This window comes from Blastomonas aquatica, assembly GCF_014639875.1.
GTDB classification, from domain to species: Bacteria; Pseudomonadota; Alphaproteobacteria; order Sphingomonadales; family Sphingomonadaceae; genus Blastomonas; species Blastomonas aquatica.
The window spans coordinates 121,744-144,339 of sequence record NZ_BMGD01000001.1 but is presented as its reverse complement, the minus strand read 5'-3'; the positions used below and the strand labels follow the sequence as shown (position 1 = coordinate 144,339).

At 62.3% G+C, this 22,596-nt stretch carries 21 protein-coding genes; 6 read left to right on the top strand and 15 right to left on the bottom strand.

The features are described from left to right. Positions 1-13: 13 nt before the first annotated feature. Both IEW00_RS00690 and IEW00_RS00685 read right to left on the bottom strand, forming a co-directional pair. On the bottom strand, positions 14-976 hold the full coding sequence (locus IEW00_RS00690) for a radical SAM protein (protein WP_188512448.1): 963 nt from the start codon (positions 974-976) through the stop codon (positions 14-16). 45 nt (positions 977-1,021) lie between these two features. Further along, positions 1,022-1,993 (bottom strand): bile acid:sodium symporter family protein, encoded by a 972-nt coding sequence (locus IEW00_RS00685; RefSeq protein ID WP_188512447.1) that lies wholly within the window; start codon positions 1,991-1,993, stop codon positions 1,022-1,024. A 99-nt stretch (positions 1,994-2,092) separates the two neighbouring features. Between IEW00_RS00685 and IEW00_RS00680 the strand changes: the two genes are divergently transcribed. Further along, on the top strand, positions 2,093-3,016 hold the full coding sequence (locus IEW00_RS00680) for a glutaminase (RefSeq protein ID WP_188512446.1): 924 nt from the start codon (positions 2,093-2,095) through the stop codon (positions 3,014-3,016). A 7-nt stretch (positions 3,017-3,023) separates the two neighbouring features. On the opposite strand, the gene mazF is transcribed toward IEW00_RS00680, so the two are convergent. The 3 genes from mazF to IEW00_RS00665 form a co-directional block, all read right to left on the bottom strand. Then, positions 3,024-3,356 carry an endoribonuclease MazF gene (mazF, locus tag IEW00_RS00675; RefSeq protein WP_188512445.1) on the bottom strand — a complete coding sequence of 111 codons (333 nt, stop codon included), beginning with the start codon at positions 3,354-3,356 and terminating at the stop codon, positions 3,024-3,026. Further along, a complete protein-coding gene (locus tag IEW00_RS00670; protein WP_188512444.1) occupies positions 3,356-3,598 on the bottom strand; it encodes an AbrB/MazE/SpoVT family DNA-binding domain-containing protein in 243 nt (80 codons plus the stop codon). Before IEW00_RS00670 ends, mazF begins: the two co-directional genes overlap by 1 nt. 129 nt (positions 3,599-3,727) lie before the next feature. Then, a complete protein-coding gene (locus IEW00_RS00665) occupies positions 3,728-4,777 on the bottom strand; it encodes a CaiB/BaiF CoA transferase family protein (RefSeq protein ID WP_188512443.1) in 1,050 nt (349 codons plus the stop codon). Positions 4,778-5,167: 390 nt separating this feature from the next. On the opposite strand from IEW00_RS00665, the gene IEW00_RS00660 reads away from it, so the two are divergent. Further along, positions 5,168-7,678 (top strand): TonB-dependent receptor, encoded by a 2,511-nt coding sequence (locus tag IEW00_RS00660; RefSeq protein ID WP_188512442.1) that lies wholly within the window; start codon positions 5,168-5,170, stop codon positions 7,676-7,678. 133 nt (positions 7,679-7,811) lie between these two features. On the opposite strand, the gene IEW00_RS00655 is transcribed toward IEW00_RS00660, so the two are convergent. The 7 genes from IEW00_RS00655 to IEW00_RS00625 are packed head-to-tail and all read right to left on the bottom strand — an operon-like array spanning position 7,812 to position 15,035. After that, positions 7,812-8,783 (bottom strand): type II secretion system F family protein, encoded by a 972-nt coding sequence (locus tag IEW00_RS00655; RefSeq protein ID WP_188513038.1) that lies wholly within the window; start codon positions 8,781-8,783, stop codon positions 7,812-7,814. 45 nt (positions 8,784-8,828) lie between these two features. Next, positions 8,829-9,800 carry a type II secretion system F family protein gene (locus tag IEW00_RS00650; protein ID WP_188512441.1) on the bottom strand — a complete coding sequence of 324 codons (972 nt, stop codon included), beginning with the start codon at positions 9,798-9,800 and terminating at the stop codon, positions 8,829-8,831. A gap of 55 nt (positions 9,801-9,855) precedes the next feature. Further along, complete coding sequence (locus IEW00_RS00645) at positions 9,856-11,133, bottom strand: CpaE/TadZ family protein (RefSeq protein WP_188512440.1); 1,278 nt, start codon at positions 11,131-11,133, stop codon at positions 9,856-9,858. Next, positions 11,130-11,771 (bottom strand): CpaD family pilus assembly protein, encoded by a 642-nt coding sequence (locus IEW00_RS00640; RefSeq protein ID WP_188512439.1) that lies wholly within the window; start codon positions 11,769-11,771, stop codon positions 11,130-11,132. The genes IEW00_RS00645 and IEW00_RS00640 overlap by 4 nt, the downstream gene beginning before the upstream one ends. A gap of 29 nt (positions 11,772-11,800) precedes the next feature. Further along, positions 11,801-13,489, bottom strand: coding sequence for a type II and III secretion system protein family protein (locus IEW00_RS00635; RefSeq protein ID WP_188512438.1), 1,689 nt, complete (start codon positions 13,487-13,489; stop codon positions 11,801-11,803). After that, positions 13,486-14,520, bottom strand: a complete 1,035-nt coding sequence (gene cpaB / locus IEW00_RS00630; RefSeq protein ID WP_188512437.1) for a Flp pilus assembly protein CpaB — start codon at positions 14,518-14,520, stop codon at positions 13,486-13,488. The genes IEW00_RS00635 and cpaB overlap by 4 nt, the downstream gene beginning before the upstream one ends. 41 nt (positions 14,521-14,561) lie before the next feature. Next, positions 14,562-15,035, bottom strand: coding sequence for an A24 family peptidase (locus IEW00_RS00625; RefSeq protein ID WP_188512436.1), 474 nt, complete (start codon positions 15,033-15,035; stop codon positions 14,562-14,564). Between the two features lie 21 nt (positions 15,036-15,056). Between IEW00_RS00625 and IEW00_RS00620 the strand changes: the two genes are divergently transcribed. Further along, positions 15,057-16,040: an alpha/beta fold hydrolase gene (locus IEW00_RS00620; protein WP_188512435.1), complete on the top strand. Its 984-nt coding sequence runs from the start codon at positions 15,057-15,059 to the stop codon at positions 16,038-16,040. After that, positions 16,040-17,152: an NAD(P)/FAD-dependent oxidoreductase gene (locus IEW00_RS00615; RefSeq protein WP_188512434.1), complete on the top strand. Its 1,113-nt coding sequence runs from the start codon at positions 16,040-16,042 to the stop codon at positions 17,150-17,152. The genes IEW00_RS00620 and IEW00_RS00615 overlap by 1 nt, the downstream gene beginning before the upstream one ends. 193 nt (positions 17,153-17,345) lie before the next feature. Here IEW00_RS00615 and rnhA read toward each other — a convergent pair whose 3' ends face one another. Genes rnhA through ispH form a run of 3 tightly spaced genes read right to left on the bottom strand, consistent with a single transcriptional unit; the run spans position 17,346 to position 19,794 of the window. After that, entirely contained in the window at positions 17,346-17,783 is a 438-nt protein-coding gene (gene rnhA / locus IEW00_RS00610; protein WP_188512433.1) for a ribonuclease HI, read from the bottom strand. 56 nt (positions 17,784-17,839) lie between these two features. Next, the gene (gene thrB, locus IEW00_RS00605; protein ID WP_188512432.1) at positions 17,840-18,811 is read right to left on the bottom strand and encodes a homoserine kinase; all 972 of its coding nucleotides are present in this window, start codon (positions 18,809-18,811) and stop codon (positions 17,840-17,842) included. Next, positions 18,811-19,794, bottom strand: a complete 984-nt coding sequence (gene ispH / locus IEW00_RS00600) for a 4-hydroxy-3-methylbut-2-enyl diphosphate reductase (protein ID WP_188512431.1) — start codon at positions 19,792-19,794, stop codon at positions 18,811-18,813. The genes thrB and ispH overlap by 1 nt, the downstream gene beginning before the upstream one ends. A gap of 206 nt (positions 19,795-20,000) precedes the next feature. Between ispH and IEW00_RS00595 the strand changes: the two genes are divergently transcribed. Both IEW00_RS00595 and argS read left to right on the top strand, forming a co-directional pair. After that, positions 20,001-20,651, top strand: coding sequence for a hypothetical protein (locus IEW00_RS00595; protein WP_229736730.1), 651 nt, complete (start codon positions 20,001-20,003; stop codon positions 20,649-20,651). Positions 20,652-20,832: 181 nt separating this feature from the next. Beyond that, positions 20,833-22,569 (top strand): arginine--tRNA ligase, encoded by a 1,737-nt coding sequence (gene argS / locus IEW00_RS00590; protein ID WP_188512429.1) that lies wholly within the window; start codon positions 20,833-20,835, stop codon positions 22,567-22,569. Positions 22,570-22,596: the final 27 nt, after the last annotated feature.

Here is a 22,596-nt window from a genome sequence, read left to right as displayed (position 1 = left end):
GGTTCGCGGACCCCTAGCTGCAACTCGCGCCGCCCAGAACGCAGAAACGCGCGCAATGCGGGTGGTTGAGCGAAACGCTGCGCGACGCCTGTGCCAAGGTCGCTCCCAAGTCGAACCCCGGATCATAGGGCAGAAGGGTGCAGGCGGCTACCGTAGGCCGGTCGGCACCCTTGTGCTTCACCACCATCCGGCTGGTCGCGCACATCATCTCATCGGGGCTCTTGCCCAGAATGTCCCAGCATCCGGTGCTTATCTCGGCAATGTCGGCAGTGGCATCCATTTCGGGGAACATCACGAAGCTCTGCGGATCGGTGAGATCGATCGGCAGGCGATGCTGCGCGAACAATCCGGCGAACCCTGCGCGCGCCTCGGCATCGCTTTCATGCGCCAGATGCCGCCCCGCGACCGCAATCGCAAAACCGTTGCCAGCCAGCCATTGCAGCCCGCTGATCGCCCTGTCCCAGCTGTTGCCGCCGCGCTCGGCCTCGTGCACCGCTTGCGAATAATGGTCGAGGCTCACCCGGATCGTCAGTTGGCGGCCGTATTGCGCATTGAGCGCGAGCAGTGCGCCCTCGTGCCGTCGCATCGGGCGCATCGCATTGGAGAGCACCAGGGTGGGAAATCCGCGCGACAGGCTCAGTTCCAGGATCGCGATGATATCCGGGTTCATGAAGGGCTCGCCGCCGGTGAACGCGATCTCGCGGGTGGGCAGCTTGGCGTCGGTGATCTCGTCGAGATAGGCGGTGACCTCGGCGAGGGTCAGATACACCAATGCATCGTTGCGCGGCGAGCTTTCGATATAGCAGCTCTTGCAGGCCAGATTGCAAAGCGTGCCGGTGTTGAACCAGAGCGTCTCGAGCGCGGTCATCGCCACACTGGCGCGCGGCTCGCCCTTCGCGGTGACCTGCGGATCGCGGAACTTGGCGGGATCGAGCGGCGGAGCATCGGCGACCGCAAAGGGGCTGGTGGAATCCATCGGCTATCTATTGCCCTGACGTGGCCGCAGGCAAAGCAAAAACCGTCAGCGGTCCTGGCTTTTTGCCAGCCTGGATGCGAGCGGCGCCGATACGATCAGCTGCAGCTGGTGATAGAGCAAAGCAGGCAGGATCACGAGGCCCGCCTGCGGCCCGGCAAACAGGATCGCGGCGAGCGGTGCGCCGGTGGCGATGCTCTTGTGCGATCCCGCGAACAGCAGGCTGATCCGGTCGGCGCGGGGCAGGGACATCAGCCCGCCCAGAGCCCACGCCGCCAGCATTGCGACCGCCAGCATCCCTGCGATGATCGCGCTCAGCACGCCCAATATGCCCCAGTCGAGCGCCTGCATCTGACCACCGGCGACCGCCGAACTGAAGGCAACGTACACCGCCAGCGCTATCGCTGTGCGATCGAGCACGGTGAGCAGCGGCTTGTGACGGACGGCCCATGGGCCCAGCCATCCTTGCGCGAGCTGGCCCAGCGTGAACGGCAACAGCAGGATGGCGACAATGCGCAGGATCGTATCGCCGCCGATCGCCGCGCCACCATCCGCGCCGATGATCAGCGCAACCAGCAACGGGGTCATCAGGATTCCTGCAAGGTTGAGCAGCGCCGATGCCATCACCGATGCGGCGATGTTGCCGCCCGCCAGCGACGAATAGCTGATCGCCGACTGTACGGTCGATGGCAGGATCCCCAGAAACAGCAGGCCGACCACCAACCCGTCGGGCAGGATGCCCCCTTGAAGGCTGACGCCTGCCAGTCCGACCAGCGGCATGAAGGCGAAGACGAAGGCGAAAATCAGGCTCTGGAGCCGCCAGTTGCGCATGGCGACGAGCACCTCGGCGCGCGGCAGGCGCAGACCATGGAGAAAGAACAGCAGAAATATCGCCACCGAGACCGCATGACCGGCGTAGACCGCTGCTGCACCGGTCACCGGAAGCACCGCTGCGACCGCGACGGTCAGCAACAGCACGAGCACGAACTGGTCGGGAACAAGACGCGAAAAGATCGACATACTCTTGTCCCCTGCTATTTTTTGTGTGCCAGCGCAACGCCTTGCTTGGTGGGCGCTGCAGTGCGACACACGAGGCCGACATCATCATGGGGGCGAGCGATGGATTGGCAGGCGATCACGGCGCGGATCGAGGCAGCGGTGGCGCCGCATATCGGTTCCGGCAAGGTGGCCGATTACATTCCGGCGCTCGCGCGGGTCGATCCCGTCAAATTCGGAATGGCGATCGTCCAGGGCAATGGCGAGATGATCACGTTGGGCGACAGCCACGAGCCGTTCTCGATCCAGTCGATCTCCAAGGTGTTCACGCTGTCGATGGCGCTGCGGCTGTATGGTGAGCAAGTGTGGAGCCGCGTGGGTCGCGAGCCTTCGGGCAGTGCGTTCAACTCGATCGTCCAGCTTGAAAACGAGAAGGGCGTGCCGCGCAACCCGCTGATCAACGCCGGCGCCATCGCGGTGACCGACATGCTGGTCGCAGGCAGCAACCGCGATGCGATGGTCGAGGAACTGCTGACCCGGTTCCACCGGTTATCGGGCGACACCACGATCTGGATCGATGAAGAAGTTGCGCAATCGGAATCCGCCACCGGTTCGCGCAACCGGGCGTTGGCGCACTTCATGGCGGCGTTCGGCAATATGGCCAATCCGGTGGAAGACGCGCTTCACGCCTATTTTCGCCAGTGCGCGATCCGCATGAGCTGCCGCCAGCTGGCGCGCGCGGCGCTGTTCCTGGCGTATGACGGCTGCGACCCGATCAATCGCGATCGGCTCGTCACCCGCGAGGACTGCCGCCGGATCAACGCGGTGATGATGAGCTGCGGCCATTACGACAACAGCGGCGATTTTGCCTATCGCATCGGCCTGCCCGGCAAGAGCGGCGTCGGCGGCGGCATATTGTGCATCGCGCCAGGGCATGGCGCGATCGCGGTCTGGTCGCCGGGGCTGAACGCCTCGGGCACCTCGATGGTCGGCGCGATTGCGCTGGAGGAGCTCGTGGAAGCGACGGGCTGGAGTGTGTTCGGGTGAGGGGTGGTCATAGGCTCAGCAGGGCTTTGATCTTCGCCTGAACCTCTATCAGCGCAGAAACAGGAGCCGTGCCCTTCCGGCTTGCGTTGCGTGCGCGCCAGTCAACGCTCTTGATCTGGTCTGCCAGGACAACGCTGCCTGCCGCATCGCCGATAGCAACTTCAAACGGGTAACCTTTTTGGCGCGAGGTCATAGGGCAGCAGATCATCATGCCACGTTTTCCGTTATAACTCGCCGGTGACAGAACGAGGGCAGGGCGGTGCGCCGCCTGTTCATGTCCTGCCTGCGGGTCAAACTGCAACCACACAATATCACCTGTGTCCGGCACATAGCCAGGCATTACCAGATTTCCTCGCCAACTGGCGGGCCGAAGTCGATTTCGTCAGGAAAGTTCTCGGGTTTCATCGCGGCGAGCAGATCCTCAAGATCGTAGGAAGGAACAGCAACTGGCTCGATAATGATCCTGCCACCCTCTTCACGCATCTCGACCTCTTGATCGATATGCATGTCCGCAGCGGCTAGCACCCGTGCAGGTATGCGGACCGAAGCACTGTTGCCCCACTTCTTGACCTGACTGCGCATGGCGTGACTCCCGTCTAGGTGGGCAGATTTAAAGCGCCAGCCAAAATGTGTCAACATTTGTATATACGAGGAGCGGCGCAACTGCATCCATGACGCTGATGCGCGATCAGGGACTGGTCCGCCGGTCCACTAACCCATCCGCACCGGCGGCGCAGGCGTCTCGCTGAACCTCGGCGCGGGCGCAGGCTGCAACATCCCGTCGACCTCTAGAAACGTACCGCGCTGCTGGTTGTGCGGGTGCTGCGGCGCCTCGGTCAGGCTCAGTACGGGCGCGAAGCAGATGTCGGTGTGTTCCATGATCGCGCACCAGTCGTCGCGGGTCTTGGTCAGGAACAGCGCGGTAAGCTTTTCCTTGAGCGGGCCCCATTGGCGCGGATCCATCTGCGCGTCGAACGCTGGATCGGTGAGGCCTGCCTTCTCGCGGAGCAACGCATAGAATTGCGGTTCGATCGATCCGATCGAGATGTACTTGCCGTCGGCGCAAGCATAGGTGTCATAGAAATGCGCGCCAGTGTCGAGCAGGTTGACCCCGCGCTCGTCGCGCCACTGGCCGTTGGCGAGGAAGGTGTAGGTCATCGCCGAAAGCACCGCTGCGCCATCGGTCATCGCGCAGTCGATCACCTGGCCCTTGCCGGTGCTGCGCGCCGACAGGATGCCCGCCAGCATGCCGAACGCCATCATCATCCCGCCACCACCGAAATCGCCCACAGCGTTCACCGGGGGCGTGGGCTTCTCGCCCGCGCGGCCATAGCTGTGCAGCGCGCCCGACAGCGCGATATAGTTGATGTCGTGTCCTGCCAGCGGTGCATACGGCCCCGTCTGCCCCCAACCGGTCATACGGCCATACACCAGCGCCGGGTTGTCGGCGAGCAGCACATCAGGGCCCAGGCCCAGCCGCTCCATCACCCCGGGGCGGAAGCCTTCGATCAGGCCATCGGCGCTTCGCACCAGATCGCGCACCTGCGCGATGCCCTCGGCGCTCTTGAGATCGACAGCGATCACCTCGCGGTTGCGGTTGAGGATATCGCGGTTTCCGGCATTGCCCACCGCATTGCGGCCCGATGCGCGCTCGACGCGAACGACTCGGGCACCATGATCGGCCAGCATCATCGCTGCAAATGGACCGGGACCGATGCCGGCCAGTTCGATTATCGTTACCCCCGAAAGTGCTCCAGCCATATCACTCACCCGTTTAATTAATCGATTAAAACAGAGCACGCTAACGCCGATCTTGGGTATTGCAAGCGTCGATATGCGCGCATCGCTGCTGCACTGCCGAACGATTGAAGCGCCGCATGCGCCAATCCTCAACTTACCGTAACGTCAAGTGAATGCTGCAGTGCAAAAGCAGCAGAATGCGAGGATTTCTGCCAGTTCGATAGATGTGCAAAAATGACACCACCGCATTAAAAAATTGCAATCAGGCACGGGTTGTGACAATTTTCTGACCGTACCTGGCATCGCCCGAAGAGCGGTGGGGTGCAAAAAGCAAGATATACACATTGCTTGTGGGAGAAGAGGATGCGCACTTCGTGGAAGCCCGTTCTGGGCTTGCTTTGCACTGTCTCAATGACATCTATGGCTTATGCGCAGGACGCGCAGGACCGGGACGCGCCGGAACGGGAGGTGATCATCGTCACCGCCACGCTGCGTGCAGCGGATGTTCAAGACATTCCGATCGCGGTTACGGCGGTCAGTCCGGAACAGCTCGATCGGCAGAACGTCCAAGACATCAAGTCGCTGACATCGATCTCGCCAAGCTTCAACGTCCAGTCCTCGCAGACCGAAAGCCAGGGTACCTCGATCCGCATTCGCGGTGTCGGAACCACCGGCAACAACACGGGCCTTGAAAGCTCGGTCGGCGTCTTCATCGACGGTGTGTATCAGTCGCGCCCCGGTATTGCGCTGGGCGATCTGCTCGATCTCGAACGGCTTGAAATCCTTCGCGGGCCGCAGGGTACGCTGTTCGGACGCAACACATCGGCAGGTGCACTCAACCTGACCACCAAGCGCCCCAACCTCACCAGGGCAGAAGCATTCGGCAACTTCACCTACGGCAATTACGACTTCTTCAACGTGCAGGCCGGGGTCAGCGTTCCGCTGATCAGCGATCAGTTGGGCATGCGCATCTCGGGTGCGTATCGCAAACGCGACGGCTTTTTGAACAGTGTCGGTGTTCCGGGGGCCGAGAGCAGCAACCGCGATCGCTATGTCATTCGCGGCCAGCTGCTGTGGGAACCGTCCCCGGATATCAGCATCCGGTTGATCGGCGATTATGCCAAGGCGAACGAAAACTGCTGCGATGCGGTGATTGTCCGTGAAACCGAACTCCAGCCGTTCTTTGCGTTGAACGGCCTGCCAAACGACGGCGTAGTTGTCTCCGGGCCACAGGCGCTGAAGGATCTGCAGACCAACAGCCAGCAGTTCTTGAACAATACCGAGCAATACGGCTTTTCTGGCGAGCTGAAGTGGGATCTTGGTCCTGCCCAGATGACCTATATCGGATCGTTCCGGCGGTTTGAGGCTGAGTCCGCGCAGGAATCGGACTTTGTCAGCTTGAACCTTTTCAGCACAGGCAGGGGATCGACGGCTGCGCCAGGCTTTCCGAAAACTGGCGGCCCTATCGAGACCATGACGCATGAACTGCGCTTCCAGGGCAGCGCCTTCAATGATGCACTCGATTTCCTCATCGGCGCCTATTATTCCGACGAACAGATAGACGAAGTTCAGTCGATGACCTTGGGTACGGATTATCAGCGCGCGGTAAGCGCAGGCAATTTTGGCTTCATCCCAACACTGGGCCCCAATCCGGCTTTCTTGCTGACATCGTTTGGCAATGGTGGGATTCCGGTGGACGCGGCGGGTAACTTCGCTGTCAACCGCTTCCGGCAGGATGCGCAGAGCTTCTCGATTTTCACCCACAACGTGATCAACTTTACCGACAACCTCAGCTTAACGCTGGGTGCGCGGTATGTTGACGAAAAGAAGCGCGGCAGCTTCGAACAGCTCTCGGCCAACTCGCCGGCCTGCCAGGCGATAACCAATGCCCTGATAAGCGGTGCATTTACCAATGCAGGTATTCCTGCAGCATTGCAGCAAGGTGCGTTGGGTGTGACTTGCTTCCCGTTCGCGACCTCGGTCGGCCTGACGGTTCCGGGTACCGGCGGAACCGTGCTGGCAAGCTCAATCCCTGGACTGCCGTTGCCGCGCGAGTTCGACGAGGTCTTCAAGGATGACGAGCTGACCTATACCGCGCAGGTTGCCTATAACAGCAACAACGGATTTCTGGCCTATGCAGGGTTCAGCCGGGGTTTCAAGTCGGGTGGCTTCAACCTCGATCCGGCAGCGGCAGCCAACGGCAACGACCCCCGGTTCAATTCGGAAAAGGTCAACGCTTATGAGGCCGGGATCAAGACCGAGTTCGCCAATGGACGCATCCGCGCCAATCTCGCTTTGTTCCACATGGACATGTCCGACTTCCAGGTACTGGAATTTACTGGCGTGCAATTCCAGACGTTCAACGTGGCGTCCGCCAAATCGACGGGTGCAGAGCTTGAACTGTTCGGTCAGTTTGATTCTGGCATTTCGGTCAACGTCGCGGTCACCTATGCCGATGCACGTTATCCGGGCAATTGCGCCGATGGCGTGGTTGGCGATCCGCAAACCTTGCAGACCATACGCAGCCTGTGCGGTGCAGATCTGACCAACGCGCCCAAGTTCACGGGCGTGGCGGGCATCACCTATGACAATCAGATCACCGATTCCGGCTGGAAGATGCTCGCCAACTTCAACATCAACTATTCGGACGACCGGCGCACCAGCACATCGCCGCTGGACACCAATGGCCTGCCCATTCCGCTCGACATTCAGGAGAGCTACTTCAAGATGAACGCGCGGCTTGGTTTCACCACTCCCGATGACCGCTACTCGTTCGAATTGTGGGGTACCAACCTCAACAACGAGATCACCCGCGGCATCACCGCCAACACCCCGTTGCGCGGCGGTGCAGGGGCACGATCGCGCATCGGCTTTGTCGAAGAGCCCCGGATGTACGGCATCACCGTGCGTGCCAAGTATTGAATTGAAGAATTGATGGGGGACACTGCCTGACAGTCAGCCCGAAAGGGCGATCCTCTTAGGCGGTGTACATCAGTGAACTGGGGTGATTCCGCTCAGCGGGGTCACCCCTTTTTTCGGCATGCTGCTGGGATGTTTACTGCTTGCCGAACGCGTCCGCGATCGAACAGGCGGCAGGACCCAGGATGACGACGAACAGCGTCGGCAGAATGAACAGGATCAGCGGCACGGTCATGATCGCGGGCAGGCGGGCGGCCTTTTCCTCAGCGCGCATCATCCGCTCATTGCGGAATTCGGCAGACAGCACACGCAGCGCTGAGGCGAGCGGGGTCCCGTACTTCTCAGTCTGGATCATGGTTGTCACCACGCCTCGCACCGAATCGAGCGCAACACGATACGCCAGGTTCTCGAACGCCTGCCGCCTTTCGGTCAGGAACGCGAGTTCGATCGCGGTCAGTGCGAACTCGTCGCCAAGTTCGGGATAGGCGCGGCCCAGTTCCTTGGCGACGCGATTGAACGCGGCATCGACGGTGAGGCCTGCTTCGGCGCAGATCACCAGCAGATCGAGCGCGTCGGGCAACCCCTTGCGGATGGCATCGGTGCGCTTGGTGATCTTGTTCTGAATAAACAGATCAGGCGCTTTGTAGCTGAGCAGCAGAATGGTCGCGAACAAACCGAATTTCTTCATCGGTGTCCAGTCGGGCACCAGCACGCCAAACGCATAGATCAGCAGCGCAGCGCCGCCGCCTAAGACGATCGGCAATACCATCCGTCCGAAAATGATCGCGACCGCGACATCCTTTGACCGTATCCCCGCCTGCGCCAGCTTCTGCTGAGCAGCCTTGAGCTGTTCGTCCTGCAGCACGCGCAGCGATTGCAGCGTGCTGCGCATCTTGTCGGTGGTGTCGCTCTTGTGGACGATCCGCGTGCGCTTCTTGGCGGTGGACGCGGTGATCCCGGCCTTGAGCTGCTCGCGCCGTTCGCTGAGCGCCTTGACCCGCTTGGCCATCGGGTCGCGCACGGTGGTGGCAGCGTAGATCGCGATTAGCACTGCGAGCGTCGCAACCGCTGCGAGCAGCGTCGCGACGAAAATCACGTCGATCCCCATCAGGGTAGGATTGGCTGTGTCAGGCACGGTTTCCTCTTTCCCCGATCAGATTTCGAAGCTGACCATCTTGGCCATGATAAAGACGCCGATGCTCATCCAGACCAGCCCACCAATCCCTGCGATCATCAGGCGATCCTCGGTGAAGAACCCGGCCAAATACTCGGGGTTGACCCACCAGATCATGATGAAGACCAGGAACGGTAGCGAGCCGACGATGTACGCCGACGCCTTGGATTCGGACGACAGCGCACGGATCTTGAGCTTCATCTGGGCGCGTGAGCGCAGCACGGCACCCAGGTTGGACAGGGTTTCAGCCAAGTTGCCACCGGTTTCGCGCTGGATGGCAAGCGTGATGCAGAAGAAGTTGAACTCGGGAGTCTGCAGCCGGTTGGCACTTTCCTGCAGCGCGTCTTCCATCGAACGGCCGATCTTGATCCGCTCGGTGACCAACTTGAACTCCTCGCCTACGGGGCCGGGGATTTCCTTGGCGACCACTTGCAGCGTCTCGGTGACAGGCAGGCCTGAACGCAGGCCGCGTACCAGCAGATCGATCGCGTCAGGGAAATGCTGGGTGAATTTGTTGAGGCGGCGCTTGATGAAGTGGCTGACGACCATATGCGGCAGGCCAAAGCCCAGCGCAGATCCGATAAACACGCTCATCGCCAGCTGGCCCGAGCGCATGTAGACCAGCAATGCCACGGCAAGGCTGACACCGACGACCACCTGAATGAACTGCGCGACCGTCCAGTGCTTGCCGGTCATGGCCAGCCGCCGTCCCAGCATCTGAATCTTGGTCAGCGTCTCGTCGGTCTGGTTGAAGCGTGGCTTGCGGTTGGCGATGGCCTTGCGCATCTGCGCCTCGACCTTGGCAGTGGCGCTATCGCTATGGCGCTCGCGCACCACCAGCATGCGCCGTTGCAGCTCCTTGCGGGAGGATGGACCGGCAAACGCCATCGCGACAAGCGCGATCACGCTCATCAGGCCGCCGGCTACCAGCAATGTCTGCACCATGGTCATGCGCATTCCATCCGCATTTTGGGGCCGCAACTCCCTTTGGGATCAGCGGCGCCGGTTACTTCTTGCCGGGCTTGGCGGGGAGCAGCGACTTGAAGTCACCGAACTTTCCGAGCAGCGATTTCTTCGCACCGCCGGTGTCCTTTTCAGCCGCGACCTCTTCTTCGGCCATGCCCAGGCACCGGTCGGTGAGCGATTTCATCACGGCACCGGCCTTGGTCGATTTGCCCGCTTCGCAGAACGGCTGTCCAAGCTTCGCTGCCTGCGCTGCGGTCTTGGGGTCGGCAGGAATGAGAAAATCGATCTTGCGTTCGATCGTGGTTTCAAAATCGGCCCGGCTGATTTCCAGCGTGGCGGGCTGCACCTTGTTGGCGACCACCAGCACACGCGCGGCAGGCGCATTGCTCTTGAGCCAGGCGAGCAGGCGGATCGCGTCTCGTGCGGAAGCCAGCGTCAATTCGGTCACCAGCACCGCGATGTTGGTTTCAGCGACCAGGTGCGGATAATCGATCAGCATCTGGCGCGGCAGATCGACCACGGTGTTTTCGAATGCATGGCGGAATTCTTCCTGCAGCTGGAAGAAGGCGGAGCCATCAGTGATCAGCGGCGAGCTGATCGGTGCTTCGGCCGACAGGATCGACAATTTGTCGTTGGCCTTGATCATCGCGCGTTCGATGAACAGCCCGTCGATCCGGCTGGGGTTGTCGATGGCGTCGGTGAGGCCGCGTCCCGGCTCGAGATCCATCGTCAGTGCGCCGGTGCCAAAGTGCAGGTCGAGATCGAGCAGCGCCGTGGTGTGTCCGGCATTCTTGCTGAGCTGCCAGGCAAGCGAGGTTGCCACGGTCGATGCGCCGACGCCGCCGCGGGCGCCAATCACCATGATGCCGACATGCGAGCGTTCCGCGGCGGCCTCTCCGGCCTTGGGTGCGTTCAGCATCGCCTGCGCCTGTAAGATGGTATCGCGGATCTGATCGGGGCCGACCGGCTTGAGTAGATAGTCGTGCAGGCCGCTGGCGATCAGGTCGCGGTACAGCCGCACATCGTTGACCTGGCCCATGGCAATCACCACGGTGCCTGGCTCGCACACTTCTGCAAGCGCGTTGATGTCGTTCAGCGGATCACCCGATTCCGACAGATCGACCAGCAGGATGTTGGGACTCGCCGTGATCGAGAGCGATTGCACAGCATTGCGCAGCCCGCCCTTGTTACACTTTTCGGGCGGCCAACCCATGTTGATCGCCATCGCACGGACTATGTCCAGCGTGGGTTCGTCGCAGATATAGGCGGCAAACTGATCGCGGTTTGCGACCATGCCGGGCTTCCAAGGTGCGTTCACTGCGTTCCTCCCTGCTGGGTAGAGCCCTGCTTCAATCCCTGCGCGCCGGTCGGCGGCGCTTCGCGATACTGCTTGATGGCAGTGTCGGAGCGCTGGGTGGCAACTGTACCGCTGCCCGGTTCCCCGCGCACCAGATCTTCCTTGTTGGCGACCATCGCTGCCATGTTGGCATTGACCGCGCAGCCATAATTGCTGCTGGTCGCATTGCGATAGTTCATCTCCAGCTTGCTTTTCCAATCGGGGCAGCCGGGGACTTCCGCCGTCGTGCGGGTGACGACCACGCGTACCGTGCCGGGGGCGACCTCACCATTGGTCACCGGAGCGACATCACCGACCAGCAGCCCGTGGCGCGATGCGGCAGCTTCGACCGCCGACTTGACCACGACATTGCGCCCCGCCGGATCGTCCACCGCAACGCGGTCACCATAGCCCAGGTCCATCGCCTGGAACCATTCGGCCAGCCGCCGCTGTTCCTGCGTGGGCAGCGATCCGCCCTGCGCGTTGAGATCAAGCGTATAGTTGCTCCGCGAGACGACCGGTTGGTGAACGCTCTCCAGCGAACGGTTGCTGGCCATGTTGCCGCAACCCGACAAGGTCAGGACGGCCGCGGCTGCGATGGCTGCATGATAAGCGCGCATTGAAATTCTCCTCAGGGCGGTCGCTGGCCTTACTCGAATGAAAAACCGGGTGCGGCAGCGGCCATCGCGCCGTTCTTGCCATTGTTTGCTGTCGAACCCTTGCCAGACCGCGCATCACGCTGAGGCTTGGCAGGGGATGAAGGCAACGCACGTGGCCGATCGCCGAGCGCGCCAAATTCGGGAGCACCGCTTCCGCCTGCGGGTGGGGCCACGCTGGGCTTGGGACGATCGCCGCCGGAAATGCCGTCCGACTGTTGATGGTTGATCAGTCGCTGCGCCTCATCGGGTGTCTGGAAGGCATCAGTGGGCAGCTTGATATCGTTGGCGTTGACCGGCTTGACTAGATACGGGGTGACCACGATCACCAGTTCGGTCTCTCCCTTGCGGAAGTTCGTCGACTTGAACAGGTTGCCCAGCACCGGCACGTCGCCCAAGCCCGGAGCCTTGTCGACGAGGTTCTGCGAGTTGTTGCTCAACAGTCCTGCAATCATGAAGCTTTCACCCGATCCCAGTTCCACCGTCGTTTCGGCGCGGCGGATCGTGAGCGCAGGCACCTGGAAACCATTGAGCGTCACCGATCCGGCCGATGACAGCTCGGATACCTCGGGGCGCACGCGCATCGAGATCCGGCCGTTGGCAAGCACCGTGGGCGTATAGGCCAGGCTGACACCGAAATTCTTGTATTCGATGGTGGTGGTGCCCAGGCCCTGGTTGATCGGGATCGGGAACTCGCCGCCCGCCAGGAAGTCTGCGGTTTCGCCCGACAGCGCGGTCAGATTGGGCTGTGACAATGTTGTCACCAGACCGACCTGTTCGGCCAGATCGAAGGCGCTGGCAATATCGACACCAAAGAGGCGGCCAGCAGCCTGGATCGCGGTCTTGCCGTCGATCCCATTGATAAAGCCGGTGGTGGTGCCGCCGGTGACAAATTGTCCGGTGGCGGGGTTAAACGGCAGCGACAGCGTGCCAGCCGGTAGGCCGAACTGGCTCGAGGCGTCGATCCGGGGAAGGGTCGTTACATCGAGCGTATTGCCGATGGTCGCGAAGTTGCGACTGGCGCGTGAAACGCCAAACTGGAAGCCTCCGGTCAGATCGCGGGTCAGCAGGTTGGCACCAATTTCCTTGACCAACGAGCGGCTGACCTCGGCGATCCGCACCTGCAGGTTGACCTGCATCGGAGTCGCGGTTGCCAGGCGGCTGATAACCTTGACGCCATCACCGACGAACGCCTGCACCAGGCGCTCGGCCTCGGCGCTGTCGACCGGGGCTCCCACAGTTCCGGTCAGCAGGACCACGCCGTTGAGCGTGCTCACCCGGACCTTGGCGTCGGGCATCGCCAGCGTCAGCATCTGGTCGATCGAATCGAGGTTCGACCCAACCCGCACCGTGGCGGAATAAACCACCTGGCCGGCGGAATTGCTCGCGTACAACGTGGTTTCACCACCTGCCTTGCCGAAGACATACAGCTGGCGCGAGGATTTGACCTGAACGTCTGCCACGCCGGTATCGGCAACGAACAGATCGGTCATCGTCCCGGGAAGCTGGATCAGCTGACCCCGTCCGATCGAGAGCACCAGCGTTTCGGCCGGGCGCTGCATGGCGGACTGGGCATTCGCCGGGCTGGCGCTCATGGGGGTGAGGCCGCCGAGCGCTCCGCCTATCGCGACCACGCCGCACAGCAGTGCACCCTTGAGGATATTGGAAAAACGCATGGTCATTTCCCTCCGACCGGAACAACGGTCACTTCATTTCCACGCGAGACCCGCACCACAGGCCCCATGGGCACCGAAGAAGGGTTGGCGTTCATTGCAGGTGCACCGGCAGGCAACGGCTGGCCGGAATATTCGGGCTGACGGCGATTGCTGGAGCGCGGCGGGACGCTGCTACGCTGAAAGCGCGAGACATCTCCACCGGTGACATAGGTGACGTCGGTATCGACCGGGCGGGTAGCAAGCGCCTTGAGAATCTTGTTCTCGGTCTTGCGATCCGCGCCTTCGGGGAGCTGGACGTCACCTGCGGCCATCGAGCGTTCGAGCTCGGCCTCGTTGTCCGCGATCGAGCGCAGCGACAGGCTGAGCGTGCCGATGGTTTGCGCCACCGCGATCTTCTCGGCCAGCTTGGGGGTGGCTTCCACAGTGACGGTGCTGAAGGCGATGACCTCGGTCTTGCCCTCGGCATCTTCTGCGTTGACGCGCTGGTCGGTGGCGAGCACGCGCAGGTTGCGGATGATCGTTTCGGAAGTCTTGAGCGACGGACCGTCTTCGCCCTCGACCGACTGGGTCAGGACAAGATCGACCCGGTCACCGGGAAACACGAAACCGGCAACGCCGGTGCGGGCCGAAACAGGAACAGTGACCGCGCGCATGCCAGGACCGAGCGCAGCGGCAAGGAAGCCGCGATCGCCCGGCTTGACCAGCGAGCCCTGCGTGACCGGCTGGCCAGCGGTGATCGCGTTGCGCACCACGGTGCCCAGCAGCGTTTCAACCTTGGCACCGTCTTCCAGAAAATAGGCATTGCTGACCAGCTTGGCGGGCCATGGCTGGAAGGCGACGCTGTCAGGCGTGATGATGGTTCCGACGGGCAGCGAGCGATTCGCCACCAGCACGCGCGGGCCGTTGGGCTCGGTCTGCTGAACCGCAGCCGTAACCTGAGGTGCTGCCGAGCCGGTGAAGAGGCTTCGGGCCAGAAATGCGGTGGTGAGCGCGATCAGCAGCGCTCCTACCAGCAGGATGACTTTCCGTTTATCCATGACGTTGATGGCCCCCAAAGTCCTTCAGAATGCTGCTGTTTTCAGGCAAAATGGTTAAAAAACCGTTCGCCAACCGGCCAGAGCGCCGCGATCGCGATGGCAACGCCGTATGGGATCTCGGGCTGGCCCAGTTTGCGGTGCATCTTGTGCTCGGCAACGACGATGATGGTGAGGATGGCACCGACCAGCGACATCAGAATCGCGACCTGCGCCATCACCTGCCAGGGGAACCACAAGGCGAGCGCGCCAAGCAGCTTGACATCGCCGCCACCCATCGCGCCCAGCGCAAACATCAGCGCGAAGAAAACGAACACGCCAGCGCCCAGTGCGATCTGCAGCGCAATATCCGGCCACAGCGAAAGTCCGCATGCCCACCAGAACAACGGGGCGGTAAGCGCGATGCCGGCGTTGAGCCAATCCTCGATCTCTCGCCGTACAATATCAGTATACGCCGCATGCAACAGCGCGATTGCCAACATAGCCAGCAGACCGTAGACGAATGGGATGGTGTCCATGGGATCAGACGTATAGCGACGATGACTTACCAAAAAGTAACCATTGATCGGCGCGCAATTCCTGACGATGCGGTCGAAAGCCGGTGGCTGGCCACCGATGGCTGGCAGCTTCGGCGGATCGACATGATGGCGCAGGGCGCGCCGCGCGGATCGATCCTGTTCATGCCCGGACGCGGCGATATCTACGAGAAATACCTCGAAACGCTGGTCCATTGGCAGTCGCAGGGCTGGAACGTGACGTCTGCGGACTGGCGTGGACAGGGTGGTAGCGGCCGCATGTCCGATCACCAATATGTCGGGCATATTCAGGATTTCGCGCACTGGATCGACGACATCGGCGGTTTCTGGGATGAATGGGGGTCCTCGCGTCCAGGCCCGCACGTCGTGGTCGGCCACTCGATGGGGGGGCACCTGATCGCGCGCGCGATCCAGGAAAAGCGCATAGATCCGGTCGCTGCGGTTCTCAGCGCGCCGATGCTGGGGCTCAAGGGGCTCGGCCTGCCGATGTCGGTCGGGCATCTTGTTACCCGCATCATGCGGGGGCTGGGTGCGCCCGAGCGGCCCGCATGGAAAGTCAGCGAAAAGCCGGCATCGCCGCTTGCGATCCGCCAGACGCTGCTTACCCACGACAACGAGCGCTATGCCGACGAACTGTGGTGGTGGGGACAGCGCCCTGAGCTGGTGATGGGGCCTGCAAGCTGGCATTGGGTCGAGCGTGCGTATGAATCGAACATTCGCCTGAATGCCCCGGGGCAGTGGGAAAAGGTGCGCACCCCGATGCTGCTGATGGGGACCAGCGCGGATCAACTCGTCGACAACAAGGCGACGCTGGCCGCCGCAGCCCGCATTCCAGGGGCCGAACTGCTCGCCTTCGGGCGTGAGGCGCGGCACGAGCTGCTGCGCGAGGTCGACCCGATCCGCGACAAGGTGCTGCAGACGATTGACGATTTTCTGGCGCGCAAGGTGGCCGGAGCAGCGACCGAAAGGGTCGGAGCCGCCGCCTGATGTCAGATTATGACGTGGTCATCATTGGCGCCGGGATCGCCGGGGCAAGCCTGGCTGCGGAAATCGCGCCGCATTGCCGGGTGCTCATCGCCGAGGCCGAAGACCGCCCTGGGTACCATTCCACCGGACGTTCGGCAGCGTTCTGGGCGGAAACCTATGGTGGGCCGCAGGTGCAGCCTCTGACCACCGCATCGGGACCTTGGCTGCATTCACCACCACCCGGCTTTGGCGACCGCAGCTTTCTGGCTCCACGTGGATCGCTGACCCTCGCGGGCGCCGACGAGCTTGCACTGCTCGATGCGTTGGAGGCCGATTTCGCAGGGTCGGGTGTCCGGATGGAGCGCTGGGACCGTGCTGCCCTCGAGACCCTGCTGCCGGGATTGGCCGCCGATATCGTTGCGGGAACCTATGAGGCTGATTGCCAGGATATCGATGTCGGCGGGTTACACCAGGCCTATCTGGCGTTCGCGCGCCGTGCAGGCGCCGCCATCGCGCTGCGTTCTCCGTTGGTCAAAGCGGTGCACGGCACTGGCGGCTGGACGCTGACACTGGGAGACCAGCAGGTGACAGCAGCCCGGCTGGTCAATGCGGCCGGTGCATGGGCCGATCCGGTCGCAGAGCGTTCGGGCGTGCGGCCTTTGGGCGTCCAGCCTTTCCGCCGCACCGTGCTCCAGCTTCGGACCACGCCGGCACCCTTGCCCGATCTGCCACTGACATTGGGTGTGCGCGGCGATTATTACTTCAAGCCCGAGGCCGGGCGGCTGTGGTTGAGCCCGCATGACGAGACGCCGGAGGATCCATCGGACACAGCGCCCGACGAACTGGATATGGCGATCGCCATCGACCGCTTCGCGCACGTCGTCGACTGGAAAATTGATGCGGTCGAACACCGCTGGGCCGGGCAGCGCAGCTTTGCGCCCGACCGACTTCCACTGATCGGCTTTGCGGCGGACAGCGCGGATTTCTTCTGGTTCGCAGGTCAGGGCGGTTTCGGCATCCAGACCGCACCTGCTGCTGCCAAGCTCGCCGCCGCGACCCTGCTTGGAACCAGCCCCGATGTGATGCTGCATGGGGTGAACGGCCATTTGTATAGTCCTGCCCGGCTCGGTTGACCGGGATCGAACTGGTCAAGAAAAAGAGTCCGGCAGCGCTAATTGTGTATCGGGGCTGAGGTGGCCCGGCTGGGTGATTTTCGTTATCCCCGCGAACGCTAAAAAATCCCGCTTGAATCAGCGGCGGCGCAAAAGCGGGACCCAGCCTGCGCAGGGGTGACCTCGCATTTTGTGATGGACCAATCCTGGCTGGTCAGCGCCCGACCGCCATCGCCGCAGCGCTGGCCAACTGATCGGCGCGCTCGTTCTCGGGGTGCCCGGCATGGCCCTTGACCCAGCGCCAGTCGATCTGGTGGCGTGATACCGCTGCGATCAGTTCATGCCACAGATCGGCATTGCGCACCGGTTTCTTCGATGCCGTTTTCCAGCCATTGCGCTGCCAGCCATCGACCCATTTGGTGATGCCATCCTTCACATAGGTGCTGTCGGTATAGAGTACGACCATGCACGGCTCGATCAACATATCGAGCGCGCGGATCGCGGCGGTCATTTCCATCCGGTTGTTGGTCGTGTCCGGCTCCCCACCCGAAAGCTCCTTTTCGTGCTTGCCATAGCGGATGATCGCGCCCCAGCCGCCGGGGCCAGGGTTGCCCTTGCAGGCGCCATCAGTGAAGATTTCGACCGTTTTCATCGTATTTTCAAACCATCAATCACGTTTGTCCCGCAGCATGCCTGCTATGCCGGGCTTCAGGCAAACAGGCCTGCATTGGCAGGGTCGGCATAGAACAGCGCCCGCCGTGCAAACGCCATCGGATCCTTGCGGGTGACCATGGCGTCGGCTGGGGTGTTGATCCAGTCATATGCCCGGCTCAGCGTAAAACGCAACGCCGCGCCGCGTGCCAGCACGGGAAGCGCGGCCTGCTCATCGGGGGTCAGCACCAGACGGTCGCGATAGCCGCGCAGCAGCGCAGCTGACAGGCCTGGATCGAAGCTGGCGCCGTCGCTGCTGAAACACCACGCGCTGTGGGTGACGGCGAGGTCGTACGCGCGGGCATCGGTGCACGAAAAGTAGAAGTCGATCAGCCCACTGACGGTATCGCCCAGCATCAGCACGTTGTCCGGAAACAGATCGGCATGGATCACCGACTGTGGCAGATCGGTCGGCCATTGCGCCTGCAGATACGCAAGCTCGCCGGATACCAACTGCTCGAGCGCGGGGTCGATCTTCTGCCATTGCCCGGCGCAGCGGCTGGCCAGATCATGCCATGAGGCGAGCCCCATGCTGTTGGGCCGGCTACCGTCAAAATCGGCGACGGCAATATGCATTTCGGCCAGCGCCTCGCCCGCTGCAGTTGCCTGCGCCGGGTTGGGCGTACTCAAAGAAATACCTTCGAGAAACTCGATCAGACAGGCACGGCGTCCGGCAAGCTGCTTGATCTGCACGCCCGTTCGGTCGGCGATCGCGCGCGGAACGCGGCAGCCGCGCATCGCCAGATGATCGAGCAGCGCCATGAAGAACGGCAGGTCTGCCGGATCGACGCGCTTTTCGTACAATGTCAGGATAAAGCGATGCCCATCGGCCCCGCCACGGGTTTCGACCAGAAAATTGCTGTTCTCGACACCCTCGGCGATGCCTTTGAAGCTGATCAGTTCGCCGGTGTCATAGTCGTTCAGAAACCGCGCCATCATTTCGGCGCTGACATGGGTGTAGACAGCCATCAGGCGGCATCGGCCTCAGCCGAGAGCGCCCGCGGCAGCTTGAAGGTGATCCGCTCGTCGACGGTCTTCACCCGCTCCTCGGTGACATCGAAATGCCGTCCCAGCAGATCGACGACTTCGCGCACCAGGATTTCCGGTGCCGATGCGCCTGCGGTCAGCCCCAGGGTCTGGACCCCGTCGAACCAGCGCAGCTCGATTTCCTGAGCCCGCTGGATCAGCATGGCACGGGTACCCTCACGCTCGGCAACCTCGACCAGCCGCAGCGAATTCGAGCTGTTGGGCGCACCGATGACGAGCACCAGATCGCAATCGTCGGTCATCACCTTGACCGCCGCCTGGCGGTTGGATGTGGCATAGCAGATATCCTCACCCTTGGGCCCGACGATCGCGGGGAAGCGCTGATGCAATGCGGCGACAATCTCTGCGGTATCATCGACCGAAAGCGTCGTCTGGGTGAGGAACGCCAGCTTGGTCTCGTCGGCTACCTGCAAATTGGTGACATCCTCGACCGTCTCGACCAGCGTCATGTTGCCTTGTTCCACCTGGCCGAAGGTGCCGATCACTTCGGGGTGGCCCTTGTGGCCGACGAAGATGATGTGGCGGCCTGCCTCGACCTGACGCTCGGCCTGGCGATGAACCTTGGAGACCAACGGGCAGGTGGCGTCGAGATAGTTCAGCCCGCGTTCGGCGGCCTTGTGTGGCACCGATTTGGGAACGCCATGCGCGGAGAAGACCACCGGCACGCCATCGGGGACTTCGTCGAGCTCCTCGACGAAGATCGCGCCCTTGGCCTTGAGGCTGTCGACGACGAACTTGTTGTGGACGATCTCGTGCCGGACATACACCGGCGCGCCGTATTTGTGCAGCGAGAGCTCGACGATCTCGATCGCGCGGTCGACGCCGGCGCAAAAGCCTCGCGGAGAGGCGATCTTGATCAGCAGCGGCGGCTTGACCGCGGGCAGGGGGGTGGCGGTTTCTGTCATGTTCAGATTGGCTTTCGTAATTCCATTCCCGTCTTAGGCGAAGCGGGCCACCGTGTGAAGCATGTCCCTGAAGCCAAGGGCATGCCGAGAGCTGGTCCCGGCATTCTGGTGCCGGAATCTGGTCGTTGCGCTGAAACCCAACGCCCGATAAGGAGCGAAGCACTGTGGCCTCGAAGGATTTTTGTTTGAACATGCCCATTTTGCCCATGAAATCGTCTATCGCCGTTCTGGGCTCTGGGCTTGCTTTGCTCAGCCTTTCGGCTTGCGCGGAGAAAAATCAGCTGGTGGTCGATTCCGGTGTTGGTGTGTCATCAACGCTGAGTGCCTGCCCGAACACGGCGATTCCCGCGCACACCGGCGATGTCACGATCTTCAACCCCGCCAACAGCCGCGATGCCAGCGCTATCGATGTGGTCGCAACGATCACCAATGTGCGGCCCACCTGCGATGAAGCCGGCGAGGAAATCTATGCGACCGCCAGCTTCGACGTGTTCGGTCGCCGCAGTGACAACCGCGGCCAGCGCACCGTGACCTTGCCGTATTTCTCGACCGTCATGCGAGGTGGCAACACTGTGGTCGCCAAGCGGCTGGGATCGGTGACGCTCAACTTCGCCGATGGCTCGTATCGTGCCGAGGCCAAGGCATCGGGCGCAGGTTACATTAACAAGGCAGCAGCGACCTTGCCCGAAGATATTCGCGAGCGGATTACGCGTCGCCGTAAATCGGGCGATCCCGATGCGGCGATCGATCCGCTTTCGGTTCCCGAAGTGCGCACCGCGATGCAGCGGACGAGCTTCGAGCTGCTGGTTGGTTTTCAGCTGACCGCGGACCAATTGCAGTACAACGCGACGCGATGAAGCTGCCTTGCCCTTTCCCTTTACGGGAGAGGGACAGCTTCACGCCGTGAAGCAGGGAGAAGGCTGGGAGCACAATTGACTCCTCGGATTCCCCTCTCCAACTTCGACTAGGAGCTCCGCTCCAAGTCTTCGTATCCTCCCCCGCATAGGGGGGAGGAGTGATACGATCAGGGCCAAAATCATGACACTCTACCCCCGTTTCATCCAGCACCTGAACACTGCGCTTGATGCGCTCGAGGCGAGCGGCGTTCTGCCTGCCGGGCTTGATCGCGGCGCGCTGACGGTCGAGCCGCCGCGTGACGCATCGCATGGCGACCTCTCGACCAACGCTGCGATGGTGCTCGCCAAGCCCGCCGGTACCAACCCGCGCGCGCTGGCAGAGGCGATCGGCGCCGAGCTCGAGAAGGTCGATGAGGTGACCGCAGTCGAAATCGCCGGACCCGGTTTCCTCAACCTGCGCCTCGCGCCCTCGGCCTGGATCGACGAATTGCGCTCGATCGCCGCAATGGGCGCGGATTACGGCCGTTCGGACCTGGGCGAGGGTGTTACGGTCAACATCGAATATGTCTCGGCCAACCCGACCGGACCGATGCACATGGGCCATTGCCGCGGCGCGGTGGTCGGCGATGCGCTGGCGACGCTGCTCGAATATTCGGGCCACAAGGTCATCCGAGAATATTACATCAACGATGCAGGTGGCCAGGTCGATGTGCTCGCCCGCTCGGTCCACTGGCGCTATCGCGAGGCGCTGGGGCTTGAGAGCGGCGACATGCCCGAGGGCCTGTATCCCGGCGACTATCTGGTGCCCTTGGCCAAAGAACTGGCGCAGGAGCTGGGCGATGCACAGGCCAATGCTCCCGAAGGCGATTGGCTGGTGATGTTCCGCAAGCGCGCGGTTGCCGCAATGATGGACATGATCCGGGCCGATCTGGTGCTGCTCGGCATCCACCACGACGTGTTCTCGTCCGAGGCGGAGCTGCAGGCCGCAGGCAAGCCCGAAGCGGCCGAAGCCGTGCTGCGCGCGCGCGATCTGGTGTACGACGGCGAACTCGAAGCCCCCAAGGGCAAGGTGATCGAGGACTGGGAGCCGGTCGAGCTGCCGCTGTTCCGCTCGACGAAATTCGGCGACGACCAGGACCGCCCGATCCGCAAGTCGGATGGCAGCTGGACCTATTTCGGCGCGGACCTGGCCTATCACTATCAGAAGGCCGAAAGTGCCGACCAGCTGATCGACATCTGGGGCGCCGACCATGCAGGCACCGTCAAGCGGATAAAGGCGGCGGTGGCAGCGCTGACCGAAGATCGCGAAGGTGGTCCGGCGCGGTTCGATGTGCGGCTGGTGCAGATGGTCAAGCTGATGCGCGGCGGCGAGCCGCTCAAGATGTCCAAGCGCTCGGGCAATTTCGTGACATTGGCCGACGTCGTCAACGAGGTTGGCAAGGATGTCGTGCGCTTCACCATGCTCACCCGCAAGGCCGATGCACAGATGGAGTTCGACTTCGAGAAGGTGGTCGAAGCCTCCAAGGACAATCCGGTGTTCTATGTGCAATATGCGCACGCGCGGATCCATTCGATCATGCGCAAGGCCGAGGCGGAGGGCCTCGCCCCTTCAGCCGAGCATCTCGATCTGCTCGGCGTTGAAGAGCATGCGCTGATTGCGCTGGCGGCGCAGTTCCCGCGCATCGTCGAATCGGCAGCGCTGAACCGCGAGCCGCACCGGATCGCGTTCTACCTCGGCGATCTGGCGGCGGCCTTTCATGCGTTCTTCAACCTTGGCAACGATCGGCCCGACAAGCGTATCGTTATGACCCATGATGCGCAGACCAGCGCCGCGAGGCTTTTCATGGCCCGAAATATCGGGCAAGTCATCGCCAATGGTCTGGCGCTGATGGCGGTGGAGGCGGCTACGCAAATGTAGCCTGCCCGCCTGTCGCAGCAGTCATGG

Coding starts and splice junctions, on each gene's coding strand:
- IEW00_RS00690 (WP_188512448.1), bottom strand. CDS start 976: ATGGATTCCACCAGCCCCTTTGCGGTCGCCGATGCTCCGCCGCTCGAT.
- IEW00_RS00685 (WP_188512447.1), bottom strand. CDS start 1,993: ATGTCGATCTTTTCGCGTCTTGTTCCCGACCAGTTCGTGCTCGTGCTG.
- IEW00_RS00680 (WP_188512446.1), top strand. CDS start 2,093: ATGGATTGGCAGGCGATCACGGCGCGGATCGAGGCAGCGGTGGCGCCG.
- mazF (WP_188512445.1), bottom strand. CDS start 3,356: ATGCCTGGCTATGTGCCGGACACAGGTGATATTGTGTGGTTGCAGTTT.
- IEW00_RS00670 (WP_188512444.1), bottom strand. CDS start 3,598: ATGCGCAGTCAGGTCAAGAAGTGGGGCAACAGTGCTTCGGTCCGCATA.
- IEW00_RS00665 (WP_188512443.1), bottom strand. CDS start 4,777: ATGGCTGGAGCACTTTCGGGGGTAACGATAATCGAACTGGCCGGCATC.
- IEW00_RS00660 (WP_188512442.1), top strand. CDS start 5,168: ATGACATCTATGGCTTATGCGCAGGACGCGCAGGACCGGGACGCGCCG.
- IEW00_RS00655 (WP_188513038.1), bottom strand. CDS start 8,783: ATGGGGATCGACGTGATTTTCGTCGCGACGCTGCTCGCAGCGGTTGCG.
- IEW00_RS00650 (WP_188512441.1), bottom strand. CDS start 9,800: ATGACCATGGTGCAGACATTGCTGGTAGCCGGCGGCCTGATGAGCGTG.
- IEW00_RS00640 (WP_188512439.1), bottom strand. CDS start 11,771: ATGCGCGCTTATCATGCAGCCATCGCAGCCGCGGCCGTCCTGACCTTG.
- IEW00_RS00635 (WP_188512438.1), bottom strand. CDS start 13,489: ATGACCATGCGTTTTTCCAATATCCTCAAGGGTGCACTGCTGTGCGGC.
- cpaB (WP_188512437.1), bottom strand. CDS start 14,520: ATGGATAAACGGAAAGTCATCCTGCTGGTAGGAGCGCTGCTGATCGCG.
- IEW00_RS00625 (WP_188512436.1), bottom strand. CDS start 15,035: ATGGACACCATCCCATTCGTCTACGGTCTGCTGGCTATGTTGGCAATC.
- IEW00_RS00620 (WP_188512435.1), top strand. CDS start 15,057: ATGACTTACCAAAAAGTAACCATTGATCGGCGCGCAATTCCTGACGAT.
- IEW00_RS00615 (WP_188512434.1), top strand. CDS start 16,040: ATGTCAGATTATGACGTGGTCATCATTGGCGCCGGGATCGCCGGGGCA.
- rnhA (WP_188512433.1), bottom strand. CDS start 17,783: ATGAAAACGGTCGAAATCTTCACTGATGGCGCCTGCAAGGGCAACCCT.
- thrB (WP_188512432.1), bottom strand. CDS start 18,811: ATGGCTGTCTACACCCATGTCAGCGCCGAAATGATGGCGCGGTTTCTG.
- ispH (WP_188512431.1), bottom strand. CDS start 19,794: ATGACAGAAACCGCCACCCCCCTGCCCGCGGTCAAGCCGCCGCTGCTG.
- IEW00_RS00595 (WP_229736730.1), top strand. CDS start 20,001: ATGAAATCGTCTATCGCCGTTCTGGGCTCTGGGCTTGCTTTGCTCAGC.
- argS (WP_188512429.1), top strand. CDS start 20,833: ATGACACTCTACCCCCGTTTCATCCAGCACCTGAACACTGCGCTTGAT.